The organism is Kribbella sp. NPDC048837 (assembly GCF_055586945.1).
This window is the reverse complement of record NZ_JBVJHF010000012.1, coordinates 155,777-176,468: the sequence shown is the minus strand read 5'-3', so window position 1 is coordinate 176,468 and position 20,692 is coordinate 155,777. Positions and strand designations below refer to the sequence as shown.

Here is a 20,692-nt window from a genome sequence, read left to right as displayed (position 1 = left end):
CGTCAAGAACTCACCACGTCCAGGAGCGCCCCAGTGCTCACCAGCCAGCAGCACGAGTCTGCACCCAAACCACAGACCCAACACTCATTAGGAGCCGCCGCGTAGCACGCGTGGGGCAGACCCCAGTACTTCAGGCGGTGCGGGTTCGGAGGAACTTGCCGAAGTGGGGGACGGTGAAGGCGACGGTGCCGCGTTCGGCGGAGAAGACGAGGCCTTTCTTGATCAGGCCGTCGCGGGCGGGGGAGAGGGACTGGGGTTTGCGGTTGAGGGTGCTGGCGACTTCGGCGGTGGGGACGGAGCCGTCGTCGACGCCGATGCCCAGTTCGGCCATCGCACGCATGTACTCGCGTTCCGCCGGAGTGGCACGTTCGTACCGGGAGCCGAAGAAGCCGACGGTGAGTTCGGCGGACGCCTCAGGGGCCGCGACTGCCACGTCCTTGATGGTGATGGGGGACGTCGGCGCGTGGTCCCAGGTGGAGTGGGCGAACGCCTGGACGAAGTACGGGTAGCCGTCGGTCTGGGCGTACAGCTCGTCCAGCGCCTCCTCGTCGTACTGCACGCCCTCGCTCTCGGCCGGGACCATCAGCGCCCGGTCGCAGGCCTCCCGGGCGAGCCGGTCGACGCGGATGTAGCGGAAGAGCCGTTCGGAGTACGACTTGCTGGCGGAGAGTACGGCGGGTAGATGCGGCAGGCCGGCACCCACGACCACCAGCGGCGCGCTCTGCTGCGAGATCTCGTGACAAGCAGCGCACAGCGCGGACAGGTCGTCCGCACTGATGTCCTGCATCTCGTCGATGAACAACCCGACTCCGACGGACAGATCGCCGGCCAGATCGGCCGCATCGGCGAACAGCTCGATCAGGTCCATCTCCAGGTCACCGGAGTCCGCGCGACCCTTCGCCGCGGCCACGTCGACCGGCGGATGCCACCGGATCCCCTTCCGGTCGTGCGCATCGGTCCGCAAAGCAAAAGCCTTGAGTACGGCGCTGAACTGGTCGACCCGCTCGTCGTCACGGTGCCGGTGTCCGAGCTCCCGCATCGCGGTGTGCAGCACCTGCGCGATCGGCAGCCGGATGCTCTGGTCCGGCCGGGCCTCGATCTTCCCGGTGCCCCAGGCCCGCTTGATCGCCTGGCTGCGCAAGGTGTTGAGCAGCACCGTCTTACCGACCCCTCGGAGCCCACTGAGCACCAGGCTCCGCTCCGGCCTGCCTGCGGCGACGCGCTCGAGCACTACCTCGAACTGCCGCACCTCGGTGTCGCGTCCGGCCAGCTCAGGCGGCCGCTGACCGGCGCCGGGCGCATAGGGATTCCGGATCGGATCCATGCTGTCACTGTATGAGCCCGTCTAGCGTTTTCCTTAGATTTCGCTAGCGACACCGAGACCGTGTCGCGCCCCGGCGCGCGAGCCGGGGCGCGACCGGGCGTCAGCTGACCGTCACGATCCGGTACGGCGACACCGCCTGCGCGTGGTCCGCGTCACCGGCGAACAGCACCCGGTACGCGAAGGCCCCCCGCGCGGCCGGCTTGATGCCGAACGCGTACTTCCCCGAGGTGCTGAGCTTGACCGAGGCGATCGACTTCCAGGTCTTGTTCGAGTACAGCTGCAGCGATACCGGCTGACCCGCGTGTGCCGGAGCGACGTACCCGGACAACGCGGTCGTCCCACCCAGCCGGATCGCGGCCGGCGAGAGGACCGACGAGATCGTCGGCGCGACCTGCACGGTGATGTCCGCGGTCCGGGTGCCCATCAGGTCGGCGTTACCGGGGAACGTCAGCATGTACACCGAGGAGACGGCCGGCTTGTGGACGACCGACAGCGTGCCCGTCGACGACGTCTTCAGCGCCGCCAGCAGGGTGAACTTGGAGACGTTCTTCGGCCGCACGTAGACGTTCACCGGCAGACCGGCGTACGCCAGGTTGTCGATCCGTAGCGTGCTGCCCTTGATCGTGATCGAGCCGCCGTAGTTGATCAGCGTCGAGGTCGTGCTGATGCCCGACTTCATCCCGAGCAGCTGCGTCACCGCGATCGGGCTGACCTTGCCGCCGCGGTCCACCACCCAGGCGGCGAACGTGTACGTCGTCCCTTGCGCGAGACCGGTCGCTTTCGCGGCGGACGCCGTACCGGAGTACACCAGCGTGCCGGTGGTGAGGGTCGGCGCCTTGCTGCCGACGTTGCGCCGGACGACCACGTGGTCGAGGTCCGTCGTCGGCGGGATCTTCCAGGTCAGGTTCGCCGCCAGGTAGGCGCCGCTCGCGTCGAACGAGGTCACCGCCTGCGGCGCCAGATCGGCGGTCTGGAAGGTCGATGTGTAGCGGCCGAGGATCGCCGCGCCGGTGTCCCGCACCCCGTCGACGACAATCCGGTACGGCGTGTTGTCGAGCAGCGAGCTGGACGGCGTGATGGCGATCGTCCGGGCCGCCGCGTCGTAGCCCGGCGCGATGGAAACCTGCGCGCCGGTCTTCCCGTTCAGCAGGTGGATCGCGGCCGAGGTGATGCTGGCCTGCGCGGCGTCGCGGCTGAGCGTGATCGTCGGATGGACGTCCACCGAGACGTTCGCGCTGAAGTCAGGCACCGACGCGTCCTCGACCAGGAAGGACGGGTCGGTAGGGCCGGGACCGCCGGTGTCCGAGGCACCGACCGTCACTGTGTACGGCCGGCTGTCGCGCGAGCCGTTGTAGTTGGAGACCTTGATGTAGCTGATACCGGCGCCCAGGCTGGCGTTGGTGCCGGCTGTCAGGGCGGCGGGGATCTCGAAACCGTCCGCGTCCTCGTCCGGTCGCGGGGTCTGGACGTGCGCGAGCAGGCGGAAGTCCTGGTCGTAGACGGAGACGACCGGGCCGAAGTTCTGCGCGAACTCGACCGAGTCGTAGAGCGGGCCGGTGACCTTCACCGTGACGTTGCGCGCGGCCGCGGAGTCGACCTTGAACCAGTCCGCGTCACCTTCGGCGCCGATCGAGGCGGAGGCCGAACTGCCCAGGCTCTGAGCCCGGGCCGGGAAGTCGTTGCCGTCCGGCGTCGCGGCAGTGAAGTCGGCACCCGTCGGACCACCCAGCGCGGCATAGGCGTCCACGATGCCCGCGCCGTAGTACGGGTCGTTGCCCCGCGGACCCGCGTCCCGGGCGGTCTCCTTCAGCCGGGCCACGACCTGATCCGGCGTGAAGGCCGGGTACTTGTTCCGGACCAGTGCGGCGACGCCGGCGACGATCGGGGCCGAGAACGACGTACCGCTGGCCTGCCCGTACGGGAAACCCGGAGCGAGGTCGCGCGGCACCGTACTGACGATGTCGTAGCCGGGAGCCGAGAGGTCGAGCCAGTCGCCGCGCGAGCTGAAGCTCGTGGTCACGGCGTTGTCGTTGGTCGCACCGACGGAGAGCACGTCCGGGTAGGCCGCCGGGTACTGCGGCGCGTCGTCCCCGGTGTTCCCCGCGGCAGCCACCACGACGACACCGCCGGCCACGGCGTTCGCCACCGCGTCCCGCAGGACGAGGCTGTCCATCGTCCCGCCGAAGGACATGTTGACGACCCGCGCGCCGTGCGAGACCGCCCAGTTGAGGCCCTCGATGATGTCCTCGTCGGTGCCGGTGCCGAACGCGTCGAGCACCTTGACCGGCATGATCCTGGCGCTCCAGGCGACCCCGGCGATGCCCTCGGTGTTGTTCGTGTTGGCCGCGATGATCCCGGACACGAAGGTGCCGTGGAAGTTGTCGTCGACCGGCGGCGCCGCCGGGTCGACGGCGTTGTAACCGGCCACGGTCCGGCCGCTCAGATCCGGGTGGCCGGCGTCGATACCGGTGTCCAGTACGGCGACCGTCTGGGCGCCGGCGCTCTTGCTGAGGTCCCACGCCTGCGGCATCCGGACGGTCGGAAGGTAGCGCTGGAGGCCTGCGGTGTAGGCCTCGTCGTTCGGCGTCGCGGTCGCCTTGCGCAGGTAGTTCAGCGACGCGAACTCGACGCTCGGGTCCGCCTTCAGCTTCTTCAGCAGGTCGGGTGCGCCCGCCGTGCCGGTGACCTTGACGACGTCCTTCGCGACGGCCTTGGCCGTGTTCTTGCTGATGGCCAGCTTGCGGGCCGACGCACTCGCCTTCGGCCGGAACTTCACCAGCACCGAATGCGGGTCGTAGGCGGTGGTCACCCCGGTGGAGAACGGAAGGTGCTTCGGCGTGGGCTGTGCCGCTTGACCGGACGAGCCGGTGACGGTGACCAACGTTGCGGCGATCAGGGCCGCGGGCACGCCGAGGCGCACCACATGGACAGGGCGGAACGACACGGATCCCCCACAGATCTGAGAGTGGCAGTCGGCGGAGTATGTCACGCGGAACCGACGCATATCTGCCGCTTCGACTGCAACAAACATGCAACCGCTCTCTACGACTCTCTAGCGAAAAGACTAGAAAGTGATAGACAGCACGAGCGACCGCAGGCGCACTATGGTTCCGCCATGCGGGTGGAGTGGGCTGAGCAGGCGGGGGCGCTGTACGAGCGCGTGCATCAGCAGTACGTCGGTGGCGCCCGCAAGCTCGAGGCGCTGATCGACGAGCTGATCGGTGAGGAAGAGGGCATCAACTACCTCAGCGCGACCGCCCGGGCGAAGGATCCGGAGTCGTTCCTGGCGAAGGCGGCCAAACCCCATCCCGACGATCCGAACAGACCGAAGTACGACGATCCGCTGAACCAGATCACCGACCTGGTCGCGGCCCGGGTGATCACCTTCCTGGTCGAGGCGGTGGACCGGGTGTGTGAGGTGATCGAGGCCGAGTTCGAGATCGTCGAGCACACCGACATGGGGGCGCACACCCGCGCGCAGGGCGTGTTCGGGTACGCCAGCAAGCACTACCTGGTCCGGCTGAACGCGCACCGCCGCGAGCTGCCGGAGTACGCCGTACTGAAGAACCTGACGATGGAGATCCAGGTCCGGACCGCGGTCCAGCACGCGTGGGCCGAGTTCGAGCACGACATCCGGTACAAGCTGGACATCCCGCCGGACCGCAAGCCCGAGTTCGACCGGCGGTTCCTGCTCGCGGCCGCGTTGATGGAACTGGCGGACAACGAGTTCACCGAGATCGACCGGCTCTACCGCGAGCTCGCGGCGGCCGAGACGGACAAGACCCCGCGGGACCTGACCACGGCGATCCTGACGACGTACCTGACCCGTCGCTACCCGGACGCGCCGCACGCCAAGACCAACCACTACGCGTGGATGCTCGGCATCCTCGACCGGCTCGGCGTCACTTCCGAGGAGCAGCTCACCGAGCTCCTCACCGGCATCGACAGCTCCGCGGTGCAGGCCGCGATGACGCATCGCTTCCCGGCCGGCACGGTACGGCGCCTCGACGACGACCTCCTCGCCGCGAAGGGGACGGCGTACGTCGACCTGTTCCCCGACGAGGAGCGCCGCCAGAAGATCCTCCGCGGACGGCTCAAAGCCCTCGCCCGCGCCGGCATCACCGAGCCCTGACCAGGTCCTCCGCGACGGCGGCCGCCGTACGACGGGCCCAGGCGCTCGTGGTGATCAGTCCGAGCACGAGGACGAGTACGCCGCAGCCGGCGATGATGTACCAGCACAGCTGCGCGGCGTCGACGAACCCGGTCTCGAGCGGGCCGACCAGCCGGGCGGTCAGGACCGTACCGGCGATCGCGACGCCGAGGGAGACGCCGACCTGGCGGCTGGTCGAGGCGATCGCGGCAGCGACGCCGGCCTGGGACAGCGGCATCCCGGACACCGCGGCATTCGTGATCGGCGCGTTCAGCATGCCGAAACCGAGTCCGAAGATCAGATAGCCGGCGAGCAGCGCCTCGGTCGAGGTCGTCAGGCTCAACTGCGACAGCAGCAGCCCCGAGGCAGCGAGCGTGCTCCCGGCAACGACCAGCGGCAGCCGCGGACCGCGATGCCCGACCAGCCACCCGGACAGCGGCGCGAACACCACCGTCATCGCCGCCATCGGCAACGTCAGCAACCCGGCCTGCAACGCCGAGAACCCGCGCGCCGACTGCAGATACAAGGAGTTGAGGAACAGAAAGCCGGAGAGGGCGGAGAACCCGGCGACCGCGATCAGCGTCGCTCCCGAGAACGGCGCGCTACGGAAGAACCGCGGGTCCAGCAACGGCTGGTCCCGCCGCCGCTCGTACAGCACCAGACAGACGAGCGCCGACGCGGCCAGCACGAAACACCCGATGATCAGCGGCGATCCCCACCCGGCCGACTGACCCTCGATGATCCCGTAGATCAGGCCGCCGAGCAGCAGCACCACCAGCACCTGCCCGACCGGATCGATCCGCCGCGGCACCGCCGCGCGCGACTCGGGCACGAAGAAGGCAGTCATCGCCAGGGCCGCCAGCGCGACCGGCACGTTGATCCAGAAGATGAACCGCCAGCCCGCGCCGTCGACCAGCGCGCCACCGACCACCGGCCCGACGGCCAGGCTGAGTCCGACCACACCGCCCCAGACGCCGATCGCCTGGGCCCGCTCGCGCGGATCGGTGAACGTGTTGGTGATGATCGACATGGCGACCGGGTTGAGCATCGACCCACCGACCGCCTGCAGCATCCGGAAGACGATCAGCAGGTCCACGGTCGGCGCCAGCCCGCACAGCAGCGACCCGATCCCGAACACCACCAGCCCGGCCTGGAAGGTCCGGCGCCGCCCGATCCGGTCCGCGGTCGAGCCGGAGACCATCAGCAGACTCGCCAGCACCAGCGTGTAGGCGTCGATGGTCCACTGCAGCTTGGCCACCGACGCGTCCAGCTCGGAGCGGATGGCCGGCAGGGCCAGGTTCACGATCGTGGAGTCCAGCCCGACGATGAACAGGCTGGAGCAGCAGATGCCGAGGATCAGCAGCCGCCGCCCCCGCGTCAGCTCCGCCGCATACTTGGACAGCTCATCGCGTCCGGGCACCCGGCTTCCTCCGATCATCTGTTGAAGACTTTACTACCGACGCCGGAAACGATTCCCCCGGTGTCCGACCACTGGTTGAAAAGGATTGGCGGACTGTCGGCGGGCCCACCTAGGCTTGATCCATACGCCTGGTCAGGTGCCTCTTTCTCAACCCTTCTACGCCTCTTGCGAGACGTCATGTCCCTGCGCCTCATTCCGTTCGCCGACCCGGGTGTGCCGGACACCCGGTCGGGCCTCCGACTCATTGTCTGGCTCGAGCACCAGCAGCTGCGCGGGCAGGCCCTCGCGGTGTTCTTCGGCCTGCTCTACTTCGGCGGGATCGCCGCCGCCCCGGTCGCCGTCGGTCTCGCCGTCCAGGCGGTGATCGACCTGTCCTGGCCCAAGCTGTTCCTGGCCGGGGCCCTGCTGCTCGCGTTCGGCGCGGCCAAGGCGGCGGCCGACTCGTTCTTCCACCGTGCCGTCGTGACCAACTGGATCAGTACGGCGTCGCGCCTGCAGCAGCTGCTGTTCCGCAAGGCCGCGGAGCTGGGCTCGCTGCTGACCCGCCGGATCGCCGCCGGCGAGGTGGTCGCCGTGAGCAGCGGCGACGTGGAGAAGATCGGCTGGTTCGTCGAGGTGCTCGGCCGGTTCGCCGCCGCGCTGCTCACCTGCTTCGCCGTCGTCATCGGGCTGCTGCTCTATGAGCCGCAGCTCGGCCTGGTGGTCGCCATCGCCGTACCGGTGCTGGCGTTCTCGATCGTTCCGCTGATGGGTCCGGCCGAGCGCCGGGCCGACGCCCAGCGGGCCAAGGGTGGCCGGGCCACCGAGCTGGCCGCCGACACCGTCGCCGGTCTGCGCGTGCTGCGCGGCATCGGTGGTGAACAGCTGTTCCTGGACCGCTACCGCGCCGCCTCGCAGGACTACCGGGCCAGTGCGGTCCGCAGTGCCCGGATGTGGTCGCTGATCGCGGCTCTCCAGGTGCTGCTGTTCGGGGTGTTCCTCGTGGTGGTCGTGTGGCTGGGTGTCCGGCTGGTGATGTCCGGGCAGATCTCGGTCGGCGAGCTCGTCACGACGTACGGGTTCATCACCTTCATGCTGGTGCCGCTGCACACGTTCGAGGAGACCGCGAGCGCGTTCATCTTCTCGAAGGTGTCGGCGCGCCGGGCCGCGCGGGTGCTGTCGCTGCAGCGGACCGACGAGACCAAGGGCACCGCTGAGGCGCAACTGCCTGACGGTGACCTGCTCGACCCGGTCTCCGGTCTGCACGTCCCGGCCGGCAGCTTCACCGCGGTCGTCTGTGGTGACCCGGACGCGGGCGGCCGGCTGGCCGACCGGCTGGGTGGTCACAGCCCGACGGCCGAGGCCGACGAGGCTTCGGTGCTGCTCGACGGTGTGGCGCTGGACGACCTCCCGCTGGACTCGGCGCGGACCGTCGTACTGGTTCAGGACAAGGACCCGGTGCTGTTGTCGGGGACGGTGCGCGACCTGTTCGACGTGCCGTCGAGTGGTGCGGTCTCTGCGGAGACAGCGCTCGACGCAGCGCAGTGCGCGGACATTCTCGACGTACTGCGGCAGACGCTGCCGGCTGGTGAGTCCGACGCGATGAGGGCCGTGCTGACCGAGCGCGGACGGTCCCTGTCCGGTGGGCAGCGGCAGCGGGTGGCCTTGGCTCGCTCGCTGTACGTCGACCCGCCGGTGGTGGTGCTGGACGAGCCGACCAGTGCGGTGGACGCACACACCGAGGCCCGGATCGCCGATGGCCTGCGGCTGCTGCGGGCCGGCCGGACCACTGTGGTGTTCACCTCCAGCCCGCTGATGCTGGACCGCGCGGAGCGGGTGGTGTTCGTTCCGGACGGCCGCGTCGATGCCGTCGGCACCCATCACGACCTGGTGCACACGAACCCGCGCTACCGCGCGGTCGTGACCCGTGAAGACGAACCAACTCTCGAGGAGTCGCTGTGAAGCGCCCTGAGTACGACCCGGCAGCCCCGCAGGAAGCGGCCCGGCTGCCGGTGGCAGGCAGCACGACTGTGCGTGCCTACCTGAAGACACTGTTCCGCCGGCACCGCCGTGCGTTCGCCTGGCTGACGCTGGTGAACGCCGCGGCGGCGCTGAGCGGCATGGTCGGTCCCTGGCTGCTCGGCAACGTCGTCGAGAAGCTGTCGCAGGGCAGCACCGATGTGAAGCTGCCGTACGTCGTGACCGGGTTCGTCATCGCCCTGCTGGTGCAGACGGTGTTCGTCCGGTTGACCCGGCTGCGGGGTGCGGTGCTCGGCGAGGAGATGCTCGCCGACCTCCGCGAGGACTTCCTGGTCCGCGCGGTCGGCCTGCCGCCGGGCGTGCTGGAGCGGGCCGGGACCGGTGACCTGCTGTCCCGGATCACCACCGACATCGATCGGCTCTCGCACGCGATGCGGGACGCCGTGCCGCAGTTGACCATCGCGGTGATCTGGGCCGGGCTGCTGATCGGCGCACTGGTCGTGACCGCACCTGAGCTAGCGGTGGCCGTGGTGATCGCGACACCGATCCTGATCATCGGCGGCCGGTGGTACTTCCGCCGCGCGCCCTCGGCGTACCGGTCCGAAGCCGCCGGGTACGCCGCGGTGGCCTCCGGGCTGGCCGAGACCGTGGACGCCGGCCGGACCGTGGAGTCGCACCGGCTCGGCGACCGCCGGATCAAGCTGGGCGACACCCGGATCGGGCAGTGGGTCGCCTGGGAGCGGTACACGCTCTACCTGCGGATGATCCTGTTCCCGGTGATCAACATGACCCACACGATCGCGCTGGCCGCCGTGCTCGTCATCGGTGGCGGTTTCGCCATCCAGGGCTGGCTCACCGTCGGCGCGCTCACCACGGGCGCGCTGTACATCCAGATGCTGGTCGAGCCGGTCAACATGATGATCCGCTGGTACGACGAACTCCAGGTGGCGCAGGTGTCACTGGCGCGGCTGGTCGGGGTCCGTGAGGTCGAGGCGGCCGCTACCGACGGAGACGCCGAGCCGGAGGGCCGGACTGTGCTGGCCGACGACGTACGGTTCGGCTATCTGGAAGGCCGGGACGTGCTGCACGGTGTCACGCTGACTGTGCAGCCGGGTGCCCGCGTGGCGCTCGTAGGCCCTTCTGGAGCAGGGAAATCGACGCTGGGCCGGTTGCTGGCAGGCATCTACTCGCCGCGGGTCGGTGACATCACCTTGGGTGGTGCGGCCCTCGACCAGATGTCGGCCGAGCAGGTCCGCAGCCACGTCGCGCTGGTCAACCAGGAGCACCACGTGTTCGTGGGCAGTGTCCGGGACAACCTGCGGCTGGCCCGGCCGGAGGCGACCGACGCGGACCTGTGGGCCGCGCTGCGTTCGGTCGACGCCGACGGATGGGTCGCCGGGTTCGACAACGGGCTGGACACCGAGGTGGGCTCCGGTGGGGTCTCGCTGACTCCGGCGCAGGCCCAGCAGGTCGCCCTGGCCCGGCTGGTGCTGGCCGACCCGCACACGCTGGTCCTGGACGAGGCGACCTCGTTGATGGACCCGCGCGCCGCCCGGCACCTCGAGCGGTCGCTGGCCGGCGTGCTGGAGGGCCGGACCGTGGTGGCGATCGCGCACCGGTTGCACACCGCGCACGACGCGGACGTGATCGCGGTCGTGGAGGACGGCCGGATCGTCGAGCTGGGCGGTCACGACGAGCTGGTCGATGCCCAGGGCCCGTATGCGGCGCTCTGGCACTCCTGGCACGGCGAGCGCTGAGGTCACCGGGGGCAGGCCGCGAGCCTGCCCCCGGTGACCCGGGCCGTGTGAGGATAGAGCTGTGCTGACAACGCTGTTCTCGCTGACGTCCACCCTGGCACTCGACGTGAACGACGAGGGCCGCCTGCTCGTCCTCTACGACGGCACCGGCGTCCGCCAGGTCAACGAGATCGCTCCCGACGGGACCTGGCGAGCACTCACCGAGCTCGACGACACGTGTCGTGGCGCCCGGTTCATCCCGGGCAGCCGCCTCGTCGTCATCGAGCACGACAGCGGCGGCAACGAACGCGGCCAGCTGTCGGTCCTCGACCTGGACGAGCCTGGGCTGCCCGCACTCACTCCGCTCGTCCATGACCTCGAGTACAACCACCACCTGGTCGACGCCAACGCCACCCGGATCCTCTTCACCACGAACCGGCGCAACGGCGTCGACTTCGACCTGGTCGCCCGCGACCTGTCGACCGGCACGGAGACGGCTCTGTACGACGGCGGCGGATGGGTGATGCGAGTCAACGCCTCGCCGGACGACCGGTGGGTCGTGCTGTCCCTGGCCAGCGCGCCGGCGAACTCCATCCAGCTGCTCCTGGTCGACACAACCACGCAGTCCGTCACGGAGCTCACCCCGGCGGACGCACACAACGACCAGCAGGCCGTCTCCTGGCTGCCGGACTCCACCGCGTTCCTGGTGTCGACCAATGCCGGCCGCGACCGGATGGCTCTGCGCCGGTACGACGTGGCCGACGCGGCGTGGATCGACGTACTCGCGGACGACGCCCGCGACCTGGCCGGTTGGGTCTCGCCCGGTGGTGAGAACCTGCTCGTCGCCGCGGTGCGGGACGGGGAGGTGTCCCTGGCACTGCACCGCCTGAAGGACGCCGCCGCGATCGCACAGCTGAACCTGCCCGCAGGCGGCTGCGCCGCGTTGACGATGATGACGCCGGACCCGCTCTGGTCCAGCGACGGCTCGTTCGCGGCGATCACCTACAACTCGCCGATCACACCGCCGACGGTCTTCCGGTACGTCCCCTCGACCGGGGAGATCGTCGAGTTGCGCTCACCGGAGAAGGCGGAGCCGCCGGCGCAGCTCACCCATCCGGAGAGCCTGCTCGTGCCGTCGTTCGACGGTGAGCAGGTGCCGGTCTTCGTGTTCCGCCCGACCGGTCCGGACCTGGGCTCCACCGTGGTCCATGTGCACGGTGGTCCGGAAGGCGCCGCGATGCGCATCTGGAATCCGATAGTCGCGTCACTCGCCGCCGACGGCCACACCGTCGTCGTGCCGAACGTCCGCGGCTCGGCGGGCTACGGCAAGCGCTGGTACTCCCTCGACGACCGGGAGCTGCGGCTCGACTCGGTCAAGGACCTGGCTGCGATCCATGCGTGGCTGCCGTCGATCGGCGCTGACCCGAAGCGCGCCGCCCTCTGGGGTGGTTCGTACGGCGGTTACATGGTGCTGGCAGGGGTGGCGTTCCAGCCGGAGCTGTGGGCGGCCGGCGTGGACATCGTCGGGATCGCTTCGCTGGTCACGTTCCTGGAGAACACCTCGGACTACCGCAGGGCCATGCGGGAGCGCGAGTACGGCTATCTGGCGACGGACCGGGTGTTCCTGGAGTCCGCGAGCCCGATCAGCCGGGTCGACGACATCCGGGCACCGCTGTTCGTCATCCACGGCGCCAACGACCCGCGGGTGCCGTTGTCAGAGGCCGAGCAGATCACCGACGCCCTGACAAAGCGCAACGTGCCGTGCCGGCTCCTGGTCTACCCGGACGAGGGCCACGGCCTGGCCAAGCTCAAGAACCGCCTGGACGCCTACCCGCAGGCACTCACGTTCCTCCGGGAGCACCTCACCAGCGCGGAGTAAGAGTCCCCGCGGTCGCGTCGAGCCGTACCGGCAGTCCCAGCGGTACGGCGAGGTTCAGAGCCTCATGCCCGATCGCGGCACCCGTCACGACCGGTACGCCGAGTGGCTCGAGCCGCTCGTGGACCACATCGTCGATCAGCTCGTCCGACTCGCTGAAGTCCCCGATCACGACACCGGTGACCTCGTCGAACCACCCGGACCGCAGCAACTGCGTGAGCAACCGGTCCACCCGGTACCCGTCCTCGTTGACGTCTTCCAGGACGACGACTCCGGCCGGCGCCGTGTAGGTCGGCGTACCGAGGCTCGACGCCAGCAGGGCCAGGTTGCCGCCCAGCAGACGTCCTTCGGCGACGCCGTCGAACTCTGCGCGGCTCCCACTGGGTGCAAGCAGGTCAGTGATGCTCTGCGGCTCGAACAGCAGCGCACGCAGGCGCTCCCGTCCGTCCACGACGTTGAGCTGCTCCACCGCGGCGGCCATCGGTCCGTGGATCGTGACCAGGCCCCGTGCGTTCAGCGGCTCGTGCAGTGCGGTGATGTCGCTGAACCCGATGAACCACTTCGGCACGGCGGCCAGCTCGTCGAAGTCGACGTACTCCAGCATCCGCTGCACGCCGTACCCACCGCGTGCACAGAACACCGCGGCGAAGCTCGGGTCCAGCCAGGCCGCGCGCAGATCCTCGGCCCGGGCCTTGTCGTCCGCGGCCAGGTAGTTCAGCCGCTCATGGCCGGCCAGCACCGACGGCATGACCTCGACCTCGAGCCCCCACGACTTCAGATGCTCGACCCCGATCGCCAGCCGCTCCGCGTCCACCCGTCCCGACGGCGCCACCACAGCAACCCGATCACCACTCCGCAGTCGCTGCGGCACCACCACGTCAGTCACGGCGCAGACGCTACCAATCGACCGTGATGGTGGTGCTCTTGGAGACCCCGTTGACGGTGACGCCGAGTTGAGCGGTACCGGGACGAAGTGCGGTGACCTGGCCGGTGGACGGGTCGTACGACGCGACCGCCCAGAACGGCGCGGTCCGGGCGGGGCCGATATGGAGCTGCTGCGATCCCCACCAGTCCGACGACACCGGGAACGCCACCGGCACCCGGCGGCCGTCCTGCACCACGGTGGCTGCCGCCGTACCCGTCTCACCACGTCGCAGTGCCGCCGGTGCGGCGAGCTCGAGCGAGTCGACGTGCGGCCGCAGCTCGACCTGGAACCAGGACCGCTCGGGCGCCGACCACGTCCGCTCGCCGGCCGGAGCCGCCGGGGCCTTCGGGTCGATCCCGACGAGCGCCCAGCCGGTGAAGCCACCGGCGTCCGGAGCCGCGGCCGGGCTCTTGCCCGAGTTCCCGGTCAGCGGCAGCAGTACGCCGTCCGTCCGGGTCGCCGCGAACGTCCCGGCGTGCGCCGCCATGTACGCCGCACCCTTCCCGGTCGAGGCCCGGAAGTCGGCCAGCCACTTCACGATCATCGCGGCTTCCTTGCGGTCACCGAGCTGCGAGTTCTGCGTCGGCGACGGGTCGTCGATCGGGTGGTGCGCCATCACCACGACGTTGCGGATGGCCTTGTTCGTCGCCGCGTTGTCGAGCTGCGCGCGCAGGTCGAGGATCTGGTCGAACCCGCCGGCCCGTAGCGACCCGAGCGACGAGTCGCGCAGGATGAACCGCGTGCCCTTGTGGTCGAACGTCCTGGTCGGGGAGCCGAAGACCTTGCTCCACTCGGACAAGTCCCCGGGTCCGTAGCTCTCGTGGTTGCCCGGCACGTAGTGCACCGGCACCTTGCCCGCGACCTCCTCGTCGATGATCTGCTTGGCCAGCGCGATGTCCGGCCCGAACGCACGGTCGACGAAGTCGCCGTTGATCACCAGGAAGTCCGGGTTCTGCGCGAGCGCCTCGCGGATCGTCCGCCGGGCCTGCTTGACGTAGTCGGAGGTCGGGTCGTCGGAGGTGAACTGCGCGTCCGACATCACCGCGAACCGCCACCGGCCGCCGCTGGTCACCGTCCCGTCGGTCACCACCATCGGATCGATCACCTTCGCCGGCGGCTGCACGGTCACCGGCGGCGCGCTGCGCACGGTCAGATCGTCGACGATGATCCGGCCGGAGTACTGCCGGGTCGGCACTGTCTCCACCACGTAGATCCGCCAGAACCGCAGCGGCATCGTCAGACCGGGCGGGATGTCCGCCTCGACGTACTTCCAGCCGGTCCAGTCGACGGAGGCCGCGAGGTTCAGGGTCTGCGCGGTACCGCCGGCCGCGTCGTACGCGTTCGCCCGCAGCCACGCACCCTTGCCGTCCCCGTACACCCACGCGCCGAGCTTCTGCGGCTGCCCCGGCAGCGTCTGCTGCGGCGTCTGGGACAGGTACGCCGCCCGCGTGGCCGTGCTGCCCGTGAGCGAGTAGTCGAGCGCGATCGCCTGACCGCCGTCGTGCCCCTCGGCCGCGGACCGGGACGCCGTCGCCGCCCCGACCGGTACGGCGTTCGCCGCCCACTTGGTCACGTCGTCGAGCTCGTCCACCACCGTGCCGGCCAGCCCGGCCGTGACACTGAGCTGGGTGCTCAACGCACCGACCTTGGCGGTGATCACCGTCGAGACGGCTTGATCGCTGAGCACGTTCACCTGGAATCCATTGCCCTTGGCAACCACGTTGACGACCGCCGGGTCGTAGCTCAGCTCGACGTCCCGCGGCTCGATCCAGGCGGAGAAGCCGTCGGCGTCGTACCCGTCGATCTCGAAGAAGCCCTTGGCCGTTGCGTCCGGCAACGACACCTGCCGGGTCGACGGGGCCAGGCGGGCCGGCGTACCGAGGACTGTCATCGGGAACCTTCCGTTCGCCGTACCGCGGGCCGCTGTGACCACCGCGTCACCGGCCCTGCGACCGGTCACCAGGCCGTGCTGGTCGACGCGGACGTTGCTGCCGGCGTGCCAGGACGGCGTACCCGTCGCCGGAGCGTAGGTCTCGTCGTGACCGGTGGCGGTGAGGACGCGGCTGAGACCGGTGAGGACGCGGGAGCTGCGGGAGATGTCCGTGTCCGGCTCCTCGGCCGCGGTGCCCAGCGCCTCGACACGGAAGCCCTTCAGCTTGCCGGATCCCTTGACGGGTAACAGACCGAGGCCGTTCGGGATCAGGCGCTCGCCGCCGTCGGACGGGTCGTTCACCACCTGGGGCGCCGCCTTGCCGGGGGTGCGGGCCAGCATCGTCGAGGACCCGCCGCCGTCGAGGTTGAGTGCGTCGTCGGCCCCGAGGCCGATCATCAGCTGGCCCATCTCCTTCAGCGACAGACCGCGGGAGCCGGTCGCCCGGCCGTCGACGGTGAGCAGGATCATCCGGCTGCCGTCGGCGTCGAACCCGATCGCGGTCCGCGGCGCCAGGTCGGCGTCCGGCACGTCGTCGGGGACCTTGCCGTCCTTCGCGAGCTGGGTGTTGCCGCTGATGCCGACCGCGACGTCGGCCGCGTCGGGCCGCAGGCCGTACCGCACGTCGACCTTGTCGCCGACCTCGAACGCGGTGAGCGCGTCGGCGCCGGCCTCCCGGCCGATCAGCGCCTGCTCGTTCGCGGCCAGTGGGGTGGTGGCCGGAGTGGTGGCCGACGAGACGACCACACCGTCGCGAAGGATCACCTCGCGCACGGTCGGCAGGCCGTCCACGGTCCTGGTCCGGGCCGCGTCGCCCCACTCCGGGGTGTAGAGGCCGATCCCGCCGGAGTTGACGGTCGGCGAGTTGAGGTTGGTCAGCTCGAGCTTCGTGGCGTCGTCGTCGGTCGCCGTCCCTTGCAGAAACAGCTGGGCAATCGAGCCGAGGCCGTCCTTGCCGATCACCGCGGTGTCGTTGTGACCGGCAGCCGGAGCGTTGATCAGTCGGCCGGACCGCTCGACGCCGACGCCGAGCGGTGCGGTGGTGTCGTTGATGTCGAAGAAATCGCCGTTGACCCCGGCGATCGCACCCTTCCGCGCGAGCTGCTGGCTCAGCGGCGTACCGCCGGAGACCTTGCCGGTGTTCACGTAGTCGACAGTCACGCCGTGCTTGTCCAGGTCGGTGGCGAGGATGTCGCCGCGCAGCCAGCCGCGGGCGTCGAGCCGCTCGAAGGCGGTGTAGTTGACGCCGGGCGCGACCGGGCTGTCCTGCCGGCTCGTCACCAGCCCCTGGCCGGCCGGAGCGATCGCGACGTCAGAGATGTCCGAGGTCGACGACGAGGACCGCTGGGCCTCGACGGGCTGGCCGGGGACCGGCTGCGCGAACGCCGGGGTCAGCGCGGCACCGGCGAGCAGGCCGCCCACGCCGAGCGCAGTGGTGAGTTGACGGAACACGAGAGCCTCCCCAGCGTGGACGGACGCGGCCATCCGACGCGGTGTGCCCTACCGCCGTGTGAGGCACAGGTGTACGCCGGTCAACCGACCGGTGACAAAGTAACGTCTCCAGATCCCGACCGGAAGGTTTTCTCCTCAGTTGCCGGGATTGCGCGTGGCGAAGCCGGTCTCGTACGCGACCACCACGGCCTGGACGCGGTCGCGGACGCCGAGCTTGGTCAGCACCCGGGCAACGTGCGTCTTCACCGTCGTCTCGGCCACCACCAGCTCCGCCGCGATCTCCGCGTTGGAGAATCCGCGGGCGATCAGCCGGAGTACGTCGAGCTCCCGCTCGGTCAGGGACAACAGGCCCGGGGGCAGCGCCTGCGGCTGGGCCGGCTCGACGAAACGCTCGACCAGCCGCTGGGTGACAGCCGGCTCGATCAGCGAGCTGGGTGGTCAGCTGGCCGCCGGACCGATCCCCGGCGGCGGGTGGCGGGTCGAAGCGACCCTGCCGGGCGGCGGCCGGGGCTGATCCCGGCCCGCCGCGCTGTCTCGAGCAGGTGGTCAGTTGGTGCTGACCGGGCGGCCGGAGATCTGCCAGGCGTGCATGCCGCCGTCGAGGTTGATCGCCTCGCGGCCGAGCTGGTTCAGGAACTGGGTCGCCATGCCGGACCGGCCGCCGACCGCGCAGACGCAGAGCACCTTCTGGTCCAGCGGCACCTCGCCGACCCGCTCCTGCAGCTCGCCGAGCGGGATGTGGGTGGCACCCTCGATGTGCCCGCGGTCCCACTCGTCCGGCTCGCGGACGTCGAGCACGAACGCCTCCGTCAGCAACGCGTCGTCGAGATCGGCCACCACGACCGAGGGAATCTGCTGGTTCTGGAACATGCGGTCAAGCATGGCAGACCGGACCAGGCGCCGTCGGCCCCGACGGTCGCGCGGCAGGCGCGGGAATGCGATTGCCCGAGGTGTGGATAACACGTTGACAGCGCCCGCCGGATTGCGGACCGTGGCTCGAAGGAGGCTGCGGTGGCGCTGATTCAGGGGATCCCGGGAGAGTTCGAGCCGCAACCGTGGGGTGAGGCCATCCTGCGGAGCCGCGAGCTGCTCCTGCTCCGGATCGCCCGCCGGCCACCCGACCACGAGGTCCGCCTGCCCGGTCTCGCCACCGCCCCGCTGCACGTCGTCGAGGACCGGACCGGCAAGGCCCTGACCTGGCGGCACGACGGCGACGACCTGGTCGTCCGCCTGCCCGACTCGGCCGAGCCGCCGGTCGTCCGGGTCGCGCTGCAGGGCAAGCTCCGGATCGTCCCGCCGGACACCGTCACCGCCAACGGCGACGGCGTCTGGGACGTCACCCCGGCCGGCCCGACGGCCCACCTGGTCGCGCGCCGCTCCGCGGATGTCGCCGTACGGTTCTTCGGGCCGATCGATCCGGACAGCCAGCAGCACATCCGGCTGGCGGGCCGGACGTACGCCGTCTCCGGCCACCAACTGCAGCGGGCGACGATCGGCCCGTTCCCGATACCGGCCCGTCGCGTGCTGCGGCTGCTCGTCCCGGCCGGCGTACGGCGGATGCTCGTCGCGCCGGTCGGCACCGTGCTGGCCTCCCTCCACCCGAGCGGACCCGCGGAGCTCGCCGTCCTGGTCACCAACTTCGGCCGGACACGGGCCCGTGGTGAGGCCGTGCTGCCGCTGCCGCCGGGTTGGTCCGCCACCGATCAACAGTGGACGTTCGACCGGCTCGCGCCGGGCCGTTCGATCGGGTGGGTGACGCGGCTCATCGGACCGCCGGGTGCGCACGAGCTCCAGGCCCGGCTCGACGCGGGCCGACGCTCGGCGTCGTCGCCGTACGTGCTTCACCTATGACCGGCCGCTGGCGGCGCTCGGGCACTACGTCTGCGTGCACGGCGGCGCGGGTGGTGCTCGCGGTGACGACGCTCGTGAGGTCTATTTGAGGAGCTTGGACAGGCGGCGGTCCGCGAGGGGCTTGCCGCCTGTCTGGCAGGTCGCGCAGTACTGCAGTGAGGAGTCGTGGAAGCTGACCTCGCGGACGATGTCACCGCAGACCGGGCACTTCTGGCCCTTGCGTCCGTGCACCCGCAGGCCGGACTTCTTCTCCGACTTCAGGTCCTGGACGGCGAGGCCGGCGGAGCGGTCCACCGCGTCCTGGAGGGTGTCGCGCATAGCGTCGTACAGAACCTTCAGCTCGTCCTCGGAGAGGTTGGAGGCCGGCTTGAACGGGCTCATCTTCGCGACGTGCAGGATCTCGTCGGAGTACGCGTTGCCGATCCCGGCGATCACCGACTGGTTCCGCAGGACGCCCTTCAGCTGCACCCGGCCCTCGCGCTTGAGGATGGCGGCGAAGTCGTCGAGGGAGAGCGTGAACGGATCCGGCCCGAGGCGTGCGATCCCCGGCACCTCGGCCGGGTCGCGGACGACATACACCGCGAGCTTCTTCTGCGTGCCGGCCTCGGTCAGGTCGAACCCGGAGCCGTCGTCCAGCACGGTCCGCAACGCGATCGGGCCCTTCCCGGGCCGGACCAGCGTCGTCGACTGCTCCTCTTTCCACCGCAGCCAGCCGGCCCGCGCCAGGTGGATCACCAGGTGCACGCCCTGCGCCTCGATGTCGAGGAACTTCCCGTGCCGCCGCACGTCGTCGATCAGCAGCCCGACCAGCGCCGAGATCGGCGGATCGTACGTCTTCAACGCGCTGATGGCCGTGATGTCCGCCCGCACGAACGCGCGCCCGACGGCACGCTCCCGCAGGAACCCCGCCAGCGACTCCACCTCCGGCAACTCAGGCACCGTCCCAGTGTGCCCGATCCCGGGGACACTTTCCCGGGTTTCTCCGGTGGATCACCTATGGAGGGCGGTTGTGTGGGCGGCTACCGTCGGTGGCAACAGAGTAGGGAGGCCCTCATGGGGTTCGTGAAGACGTTGGTGAAGGGTGCCGTCGTCGCCAAGTTGGTGCAGGTCGCGCAGCGGGAGCTGAGCAAGCCGGAGAACCAGCGGCGGATCAAGGAGACGTTCCAGAAGGTTCAGCAGAAGCGCGCTCACTGAGTGGGCTTGTGCGCCTGCAGGGTGTAGGTGGCGGCCAGGCGGCGCGGGTTCTCCGTCAGGCGCCACTCACCGTCCGGTCCCTCGGTCATCAGACCGAGGACCGCGTCCCACGGCGCGCTGTCGTGCTCGGTGAGTGAGTCGAAGGTCAGGCCGGCGTTCTGGACGGCGGTGATGATCTCGCCCAGGCCGTGGTTCCACTCGTGGCTGACGTTGGCGGTGAACTCGACGTCGGTCTCGACGTACGTCCCGCCGTCGTCCCACACGACCGGCTCCACGGTTTCGAAGTACGGGTACTTCAGCACGGGCTGCTGCTCGCCCTCGCCTGGCCAGCGCCCACACCATCGGATGCCCTTCGCGGATGAAGAGCCGCCCGCCAGGCTTCAGCAGCCCGGCGACCGTATCCGCCCAGCGCTGGATGTCCGGCAGCCAGCACAGCGCGCCGATCCCGGTGTAGACCAGGTCGTACGACGCCGCGCCGAGCACCTCGACCGCGTCGTACACATCGGCCACATGGAAGTCCACGTCCAACCCGAGCCGGTCCGCGAGCGCCTGCGCCTGCTCGACCGCAGGAGCCGAGAAGTCGAGTCCGCTCATCCGCGCCCCGAGCCGCGCGAGTGACACGGTGTCAGTGCCGATGTGGCACTGCAGGTGCACCCCGCGCAGCCCGGAGACGTCGCCCAGCCGGGGCAGGTCGAACCGGACCACCCCACTCAGGTACGACGGGTCCTGCTCGAACGACGCCACGTTGTAGCCGGGCGACGCCACGTGCGCCGGCACCCGCTCGTCCCAGTTGGCCCGATTCACATCCCGGTAGTCGGTCACGGATCGAACTGTCGCACACCTGCCACCAGATGCGGCCTCCTGGACCTCCGGCG

General features: G+C 70.0%; 15 protein-coding genes and 1 pseudogene. 6 read left to right on the top strand and 10 right to left on the bottom strand.

All coding sequences use genetic code 11. The features are described from left to right. Window positions 1-130: 130 nt before the first annotated feature. Window positions 131-1,324 carry an ATP-binding protein gene (locus tag ACZ6O0_RS40945; RefSeq protein ID WP_465770479.1) on the bottom strand — a complete coding sequence of 398 codons (1,194 nt, stop codon included), beginning with the start codon at window positions 1,322-1,324 and terminating at the stop codon, window positions 131-133. Between the two features lie 100 nt (window positions 1,325-1,424). After that, complete coding sequence (locus ACZ6O0_RS40940; RefSeq protein ID WP_465770478.1) at window positions 1,425-4,268, bottom strand: S8 family serine peptidase; 2,844 nt, start codon at window positions 4,266-4,268, stop codon at window positions 1,425-1,427. Between the two features lie 171 nt (window positions 4,269-4,439). On the opposite strand from ACZ6O0_RS40940, the gene ACZ6O0_RS40935 reads away from it, so the two are divergent. After that, window positions 4,440-5,456, top strand: a complete 1,017-nt coding sequence (locus ACZ6O0_RS40935; protein WP_465770477.1) for a GTP pyrophosphokinase — start codon at window positions 4,440-4,442, stop codon at window positions 5,454-5,456. Here the strand turns inward: ACZ6O0_RS40935 and ACZ6O0_RS40930 are convergent. Next, entirely contained in the window at window positions 5,443-6,894 is a 1,452-nt protein-coding gene (locus tag ACZ6O0_RS40930; protein ID WP_465770476.1) for an MFS transporter, read from the bottom strand. The two genes, ACZ6O0_RS40935 and ACZ6O0_RS40930, sit on opposite strands and share 14 nt — an antisense overlap. A 177-nt stretch (window positions 6,895-7,071) precedes the next feature. Between ACZ6O0_RS40930 and ACZ6O0_RS40925 the strand changes: the two genes are divergently transcribed. From ACZ6O0_RS40925 to ACZ6O0_RS40915, 3 genes are all read left to right on the top strand, one after another. Beyond that, entirely contained in the window at window positions 7,072-8,835 is a 1,764-nt protein-coding gene (locus ACZ6O0_RS40925; protein WP_465770475.1) for an ABC transporter transmembrane domain-containing protein, read from the top strand. After that, window positions 8,832-10,610, top strand: a complete 1,779-nt coding sequence (locus ACZ6O0_RS40920) for an ABC transporter ATP-binding protein (RefSeq protein ID WP_465770474.1) — start codon at window positions 8,832-8,834, stop codon at window positions 10,608-10,610. The genes ACZ6O0_RS40925 and ACZ6O0_RS40920 overlap by 4 nt, the downstream gene beginning before the upstream one ends. 61 nt (window positions 10,611-10,671) lie before the next feature. Further along, the gene (locus ACZ6O0_RS40915) at window positions 10,672-12,468 is read left to right on the top strand and encodes a S9 family peptidase (RefSeq protein WP_465770473.1); all 1,797 of its coding nucleotides are present in this window, start codon (window positions 10,672-10,674) and stop codon (window positions 12,466-12,468) included. Here the strand turns inward: ACZ6O0_RS40915 and ACZ6O0_RS40910 are convergent. The 4 genes from ACZ6O0_RS40910 to ACZ6O0_RS40895 all read right to left on the bottom strand — a co-directional run bounded on the left by ACZ6O0_RS40910 (window position 12,452) and on the right by ACZ6O0_RS40895 (window position 17,642). After that, window positions 12,452-13,351 carry a S66 peptidase family protein gene (locus ACZ6O0_RS40910; RefSeq protein WP_465770472.1) on the bottom strand — a complete coding sequence of 300 codons (900 nt, stop codon included), beginning with the start codon at window positions 13,349-13,351 and terminating at the stop codon, window positions 12,452-12,454. The two genes, ACZ6O0_RS40915 and ACZ6O0_RS40910, sit on opposite strands and share 17 nt — an antisense overlap. A gap of 10 nt (window positions 13,352-13,361) precedes the next feature. Next, complete coding sequence (locus ACZ6O0_RS40905) at window positions 13,362-16,772, bottom strand: phosphodiester glycosidase family protein (protein ID WP_465770471.1); 3,411 nt, start codon at window positions 16,770-16,772, stop codon at window positions 13,362-13,364. A gap of 135 nt (window positions 16,773-16,907) precedes the next feature. Next, the gene (locus ACZ6O0_RS40900) at window positions 16,908-17,117 is read right to left on the bottom strand and encodes a response regulator transcription factor (RefSeq protein ID WP_465770470.1); all 210 of its coding nucleotides are present in this window, start codon (window positions 17,115-17,117) and stop codon (window positions 16,908-16,910) included. 201 nt (window positions 17,118-17,318) lie between these two features. Further along, window positions 17,319-17,642: a rhodanese-like domain-containing protein gene (locus ACZ6O0_RS40895; RefSeq protein WP_465770469.1), complete on the bottom strand. Its 324-nt coding sequence runs from the start codon at window positions 17,640-17,642 to the stop codon at window positions 17,319-17,321. 141 nt (window positions 17,643-17,783) lie between these two features. Between ACZ6O0_RS40895 and ACZ6O0_RS40890 the strand changes: the two genes are divergently transcribed. Beyond that, window positions 17,784-18,623: a hypothetical protein gene (locus tag ACZ6O0_RS40890; protein ID WP_465770468.1), complete on the top strand. Its 840-nt coding sequence runs from the start codon at window positions 17,784-17,786 to the stop codon at window positions 18,621-18,623. 81 nt (window positions 18,624-18,704) lie between these two features. On the opposite strand, the gene ACZ6O0_RS40885 is transcribed toward ACZ6O0_RS40890, so the two are convergent. Beyond that, window positions 18,705-19,562, bottom strand: a complete 858-nt coding sequence (locus tag ACZ6O0_RS40885) for a DNA-formamidopyrimidine glycosylase family protein (protein ID WP_465770467.1) — start codon at window positions 19,560-19,562, stop codon at window positions 18,705-18,707. A gap of 114 nt (window positions 19,563-19,676) precedes the next feature. Between ACZ6O0_RS40885 and ACZ6O0_RS40880 the strand changes: the two genes are divergently transcribed. Continuing rightward, window positions 19,677-19,817 carry a hypothetical protein gene (locus ACZ6O0_RS40880; protein ID WP_465770466.1) on the top strand — a complete coding sequence of 47 codons (141 nt, stop codon included), beginning with the start codon at window positions 19,677-19,679 and terminating at the stop codon, window positions 19,815-19,817. Here ACZ6O0_RS40880 and ACZ6O0_RS40875 read toward each other — a convergent pair. Next, the gene (locus tag ACZ6O0_RS40875; protein ID WP_465770480.1) at window positions 19,811-20,119 is read right to left on the bottom strand and encodes a hypothetical protein; all 309 of its coding nucleotides are present in this window, start codon (window positions 20,117-20,119) and stop codon (window positions 19,811-19,813) included. The genes ACZ6O0_RS40880 and ACZ6O0_RS40875 overlap by 7 nt on opposite strands. 106 nt (window positions 20,120-20,225) lie before the next feature. Next, window positions 20,226-20,411, bottom strand: a pseudogene (locus ACZ6O0_RS40870) (class I SAM-dependent methyltransferase); the annotation flags it as partial. Between the last annotated feature and the right edge of the window lie 281 nt (window positions 20,412-20,692).

Coding starts and splice junctions, on each gene's coding strand:
- ACZ6O0_RS40945 (WP_465770479.1), bottom strand. CDS start 1,324: ATGGATCCGATCCGGAATCCCTATGCGCCCGGCGCCGGTCAGCGGCCG.
- ACZ6O0_RS40935 (WP_465770477.1), top strand. CDS start 4,440: ATGCGGGTGGAGTGGGCTGAGCAGGCGGGGGCGCTGTACGAGCGCGTG.
- ACZ6O0_RS40925 (WP_465770475.1), top strand. CDS start 7,072: ATGTCCCTGCGCCTCATTCCGTTCGCCGACCCGGGTGTGCCGGACACC.
- ACZ6O0_RS40895 (WP_465770469.1), bottom strand. CDS start 17,642: ATGTTCCAGAACCAGCAGATTCCCTCGGTCGTGGTGGCCGATCTCGAC.
- ACZ6O0_RS40880 (WP_465770466.1), top strand. CDS start 19,677: ATGGGGTTCGTGAAGACGTTGGTGAAGGGTGCCGTCGTCGCCAAGTTG.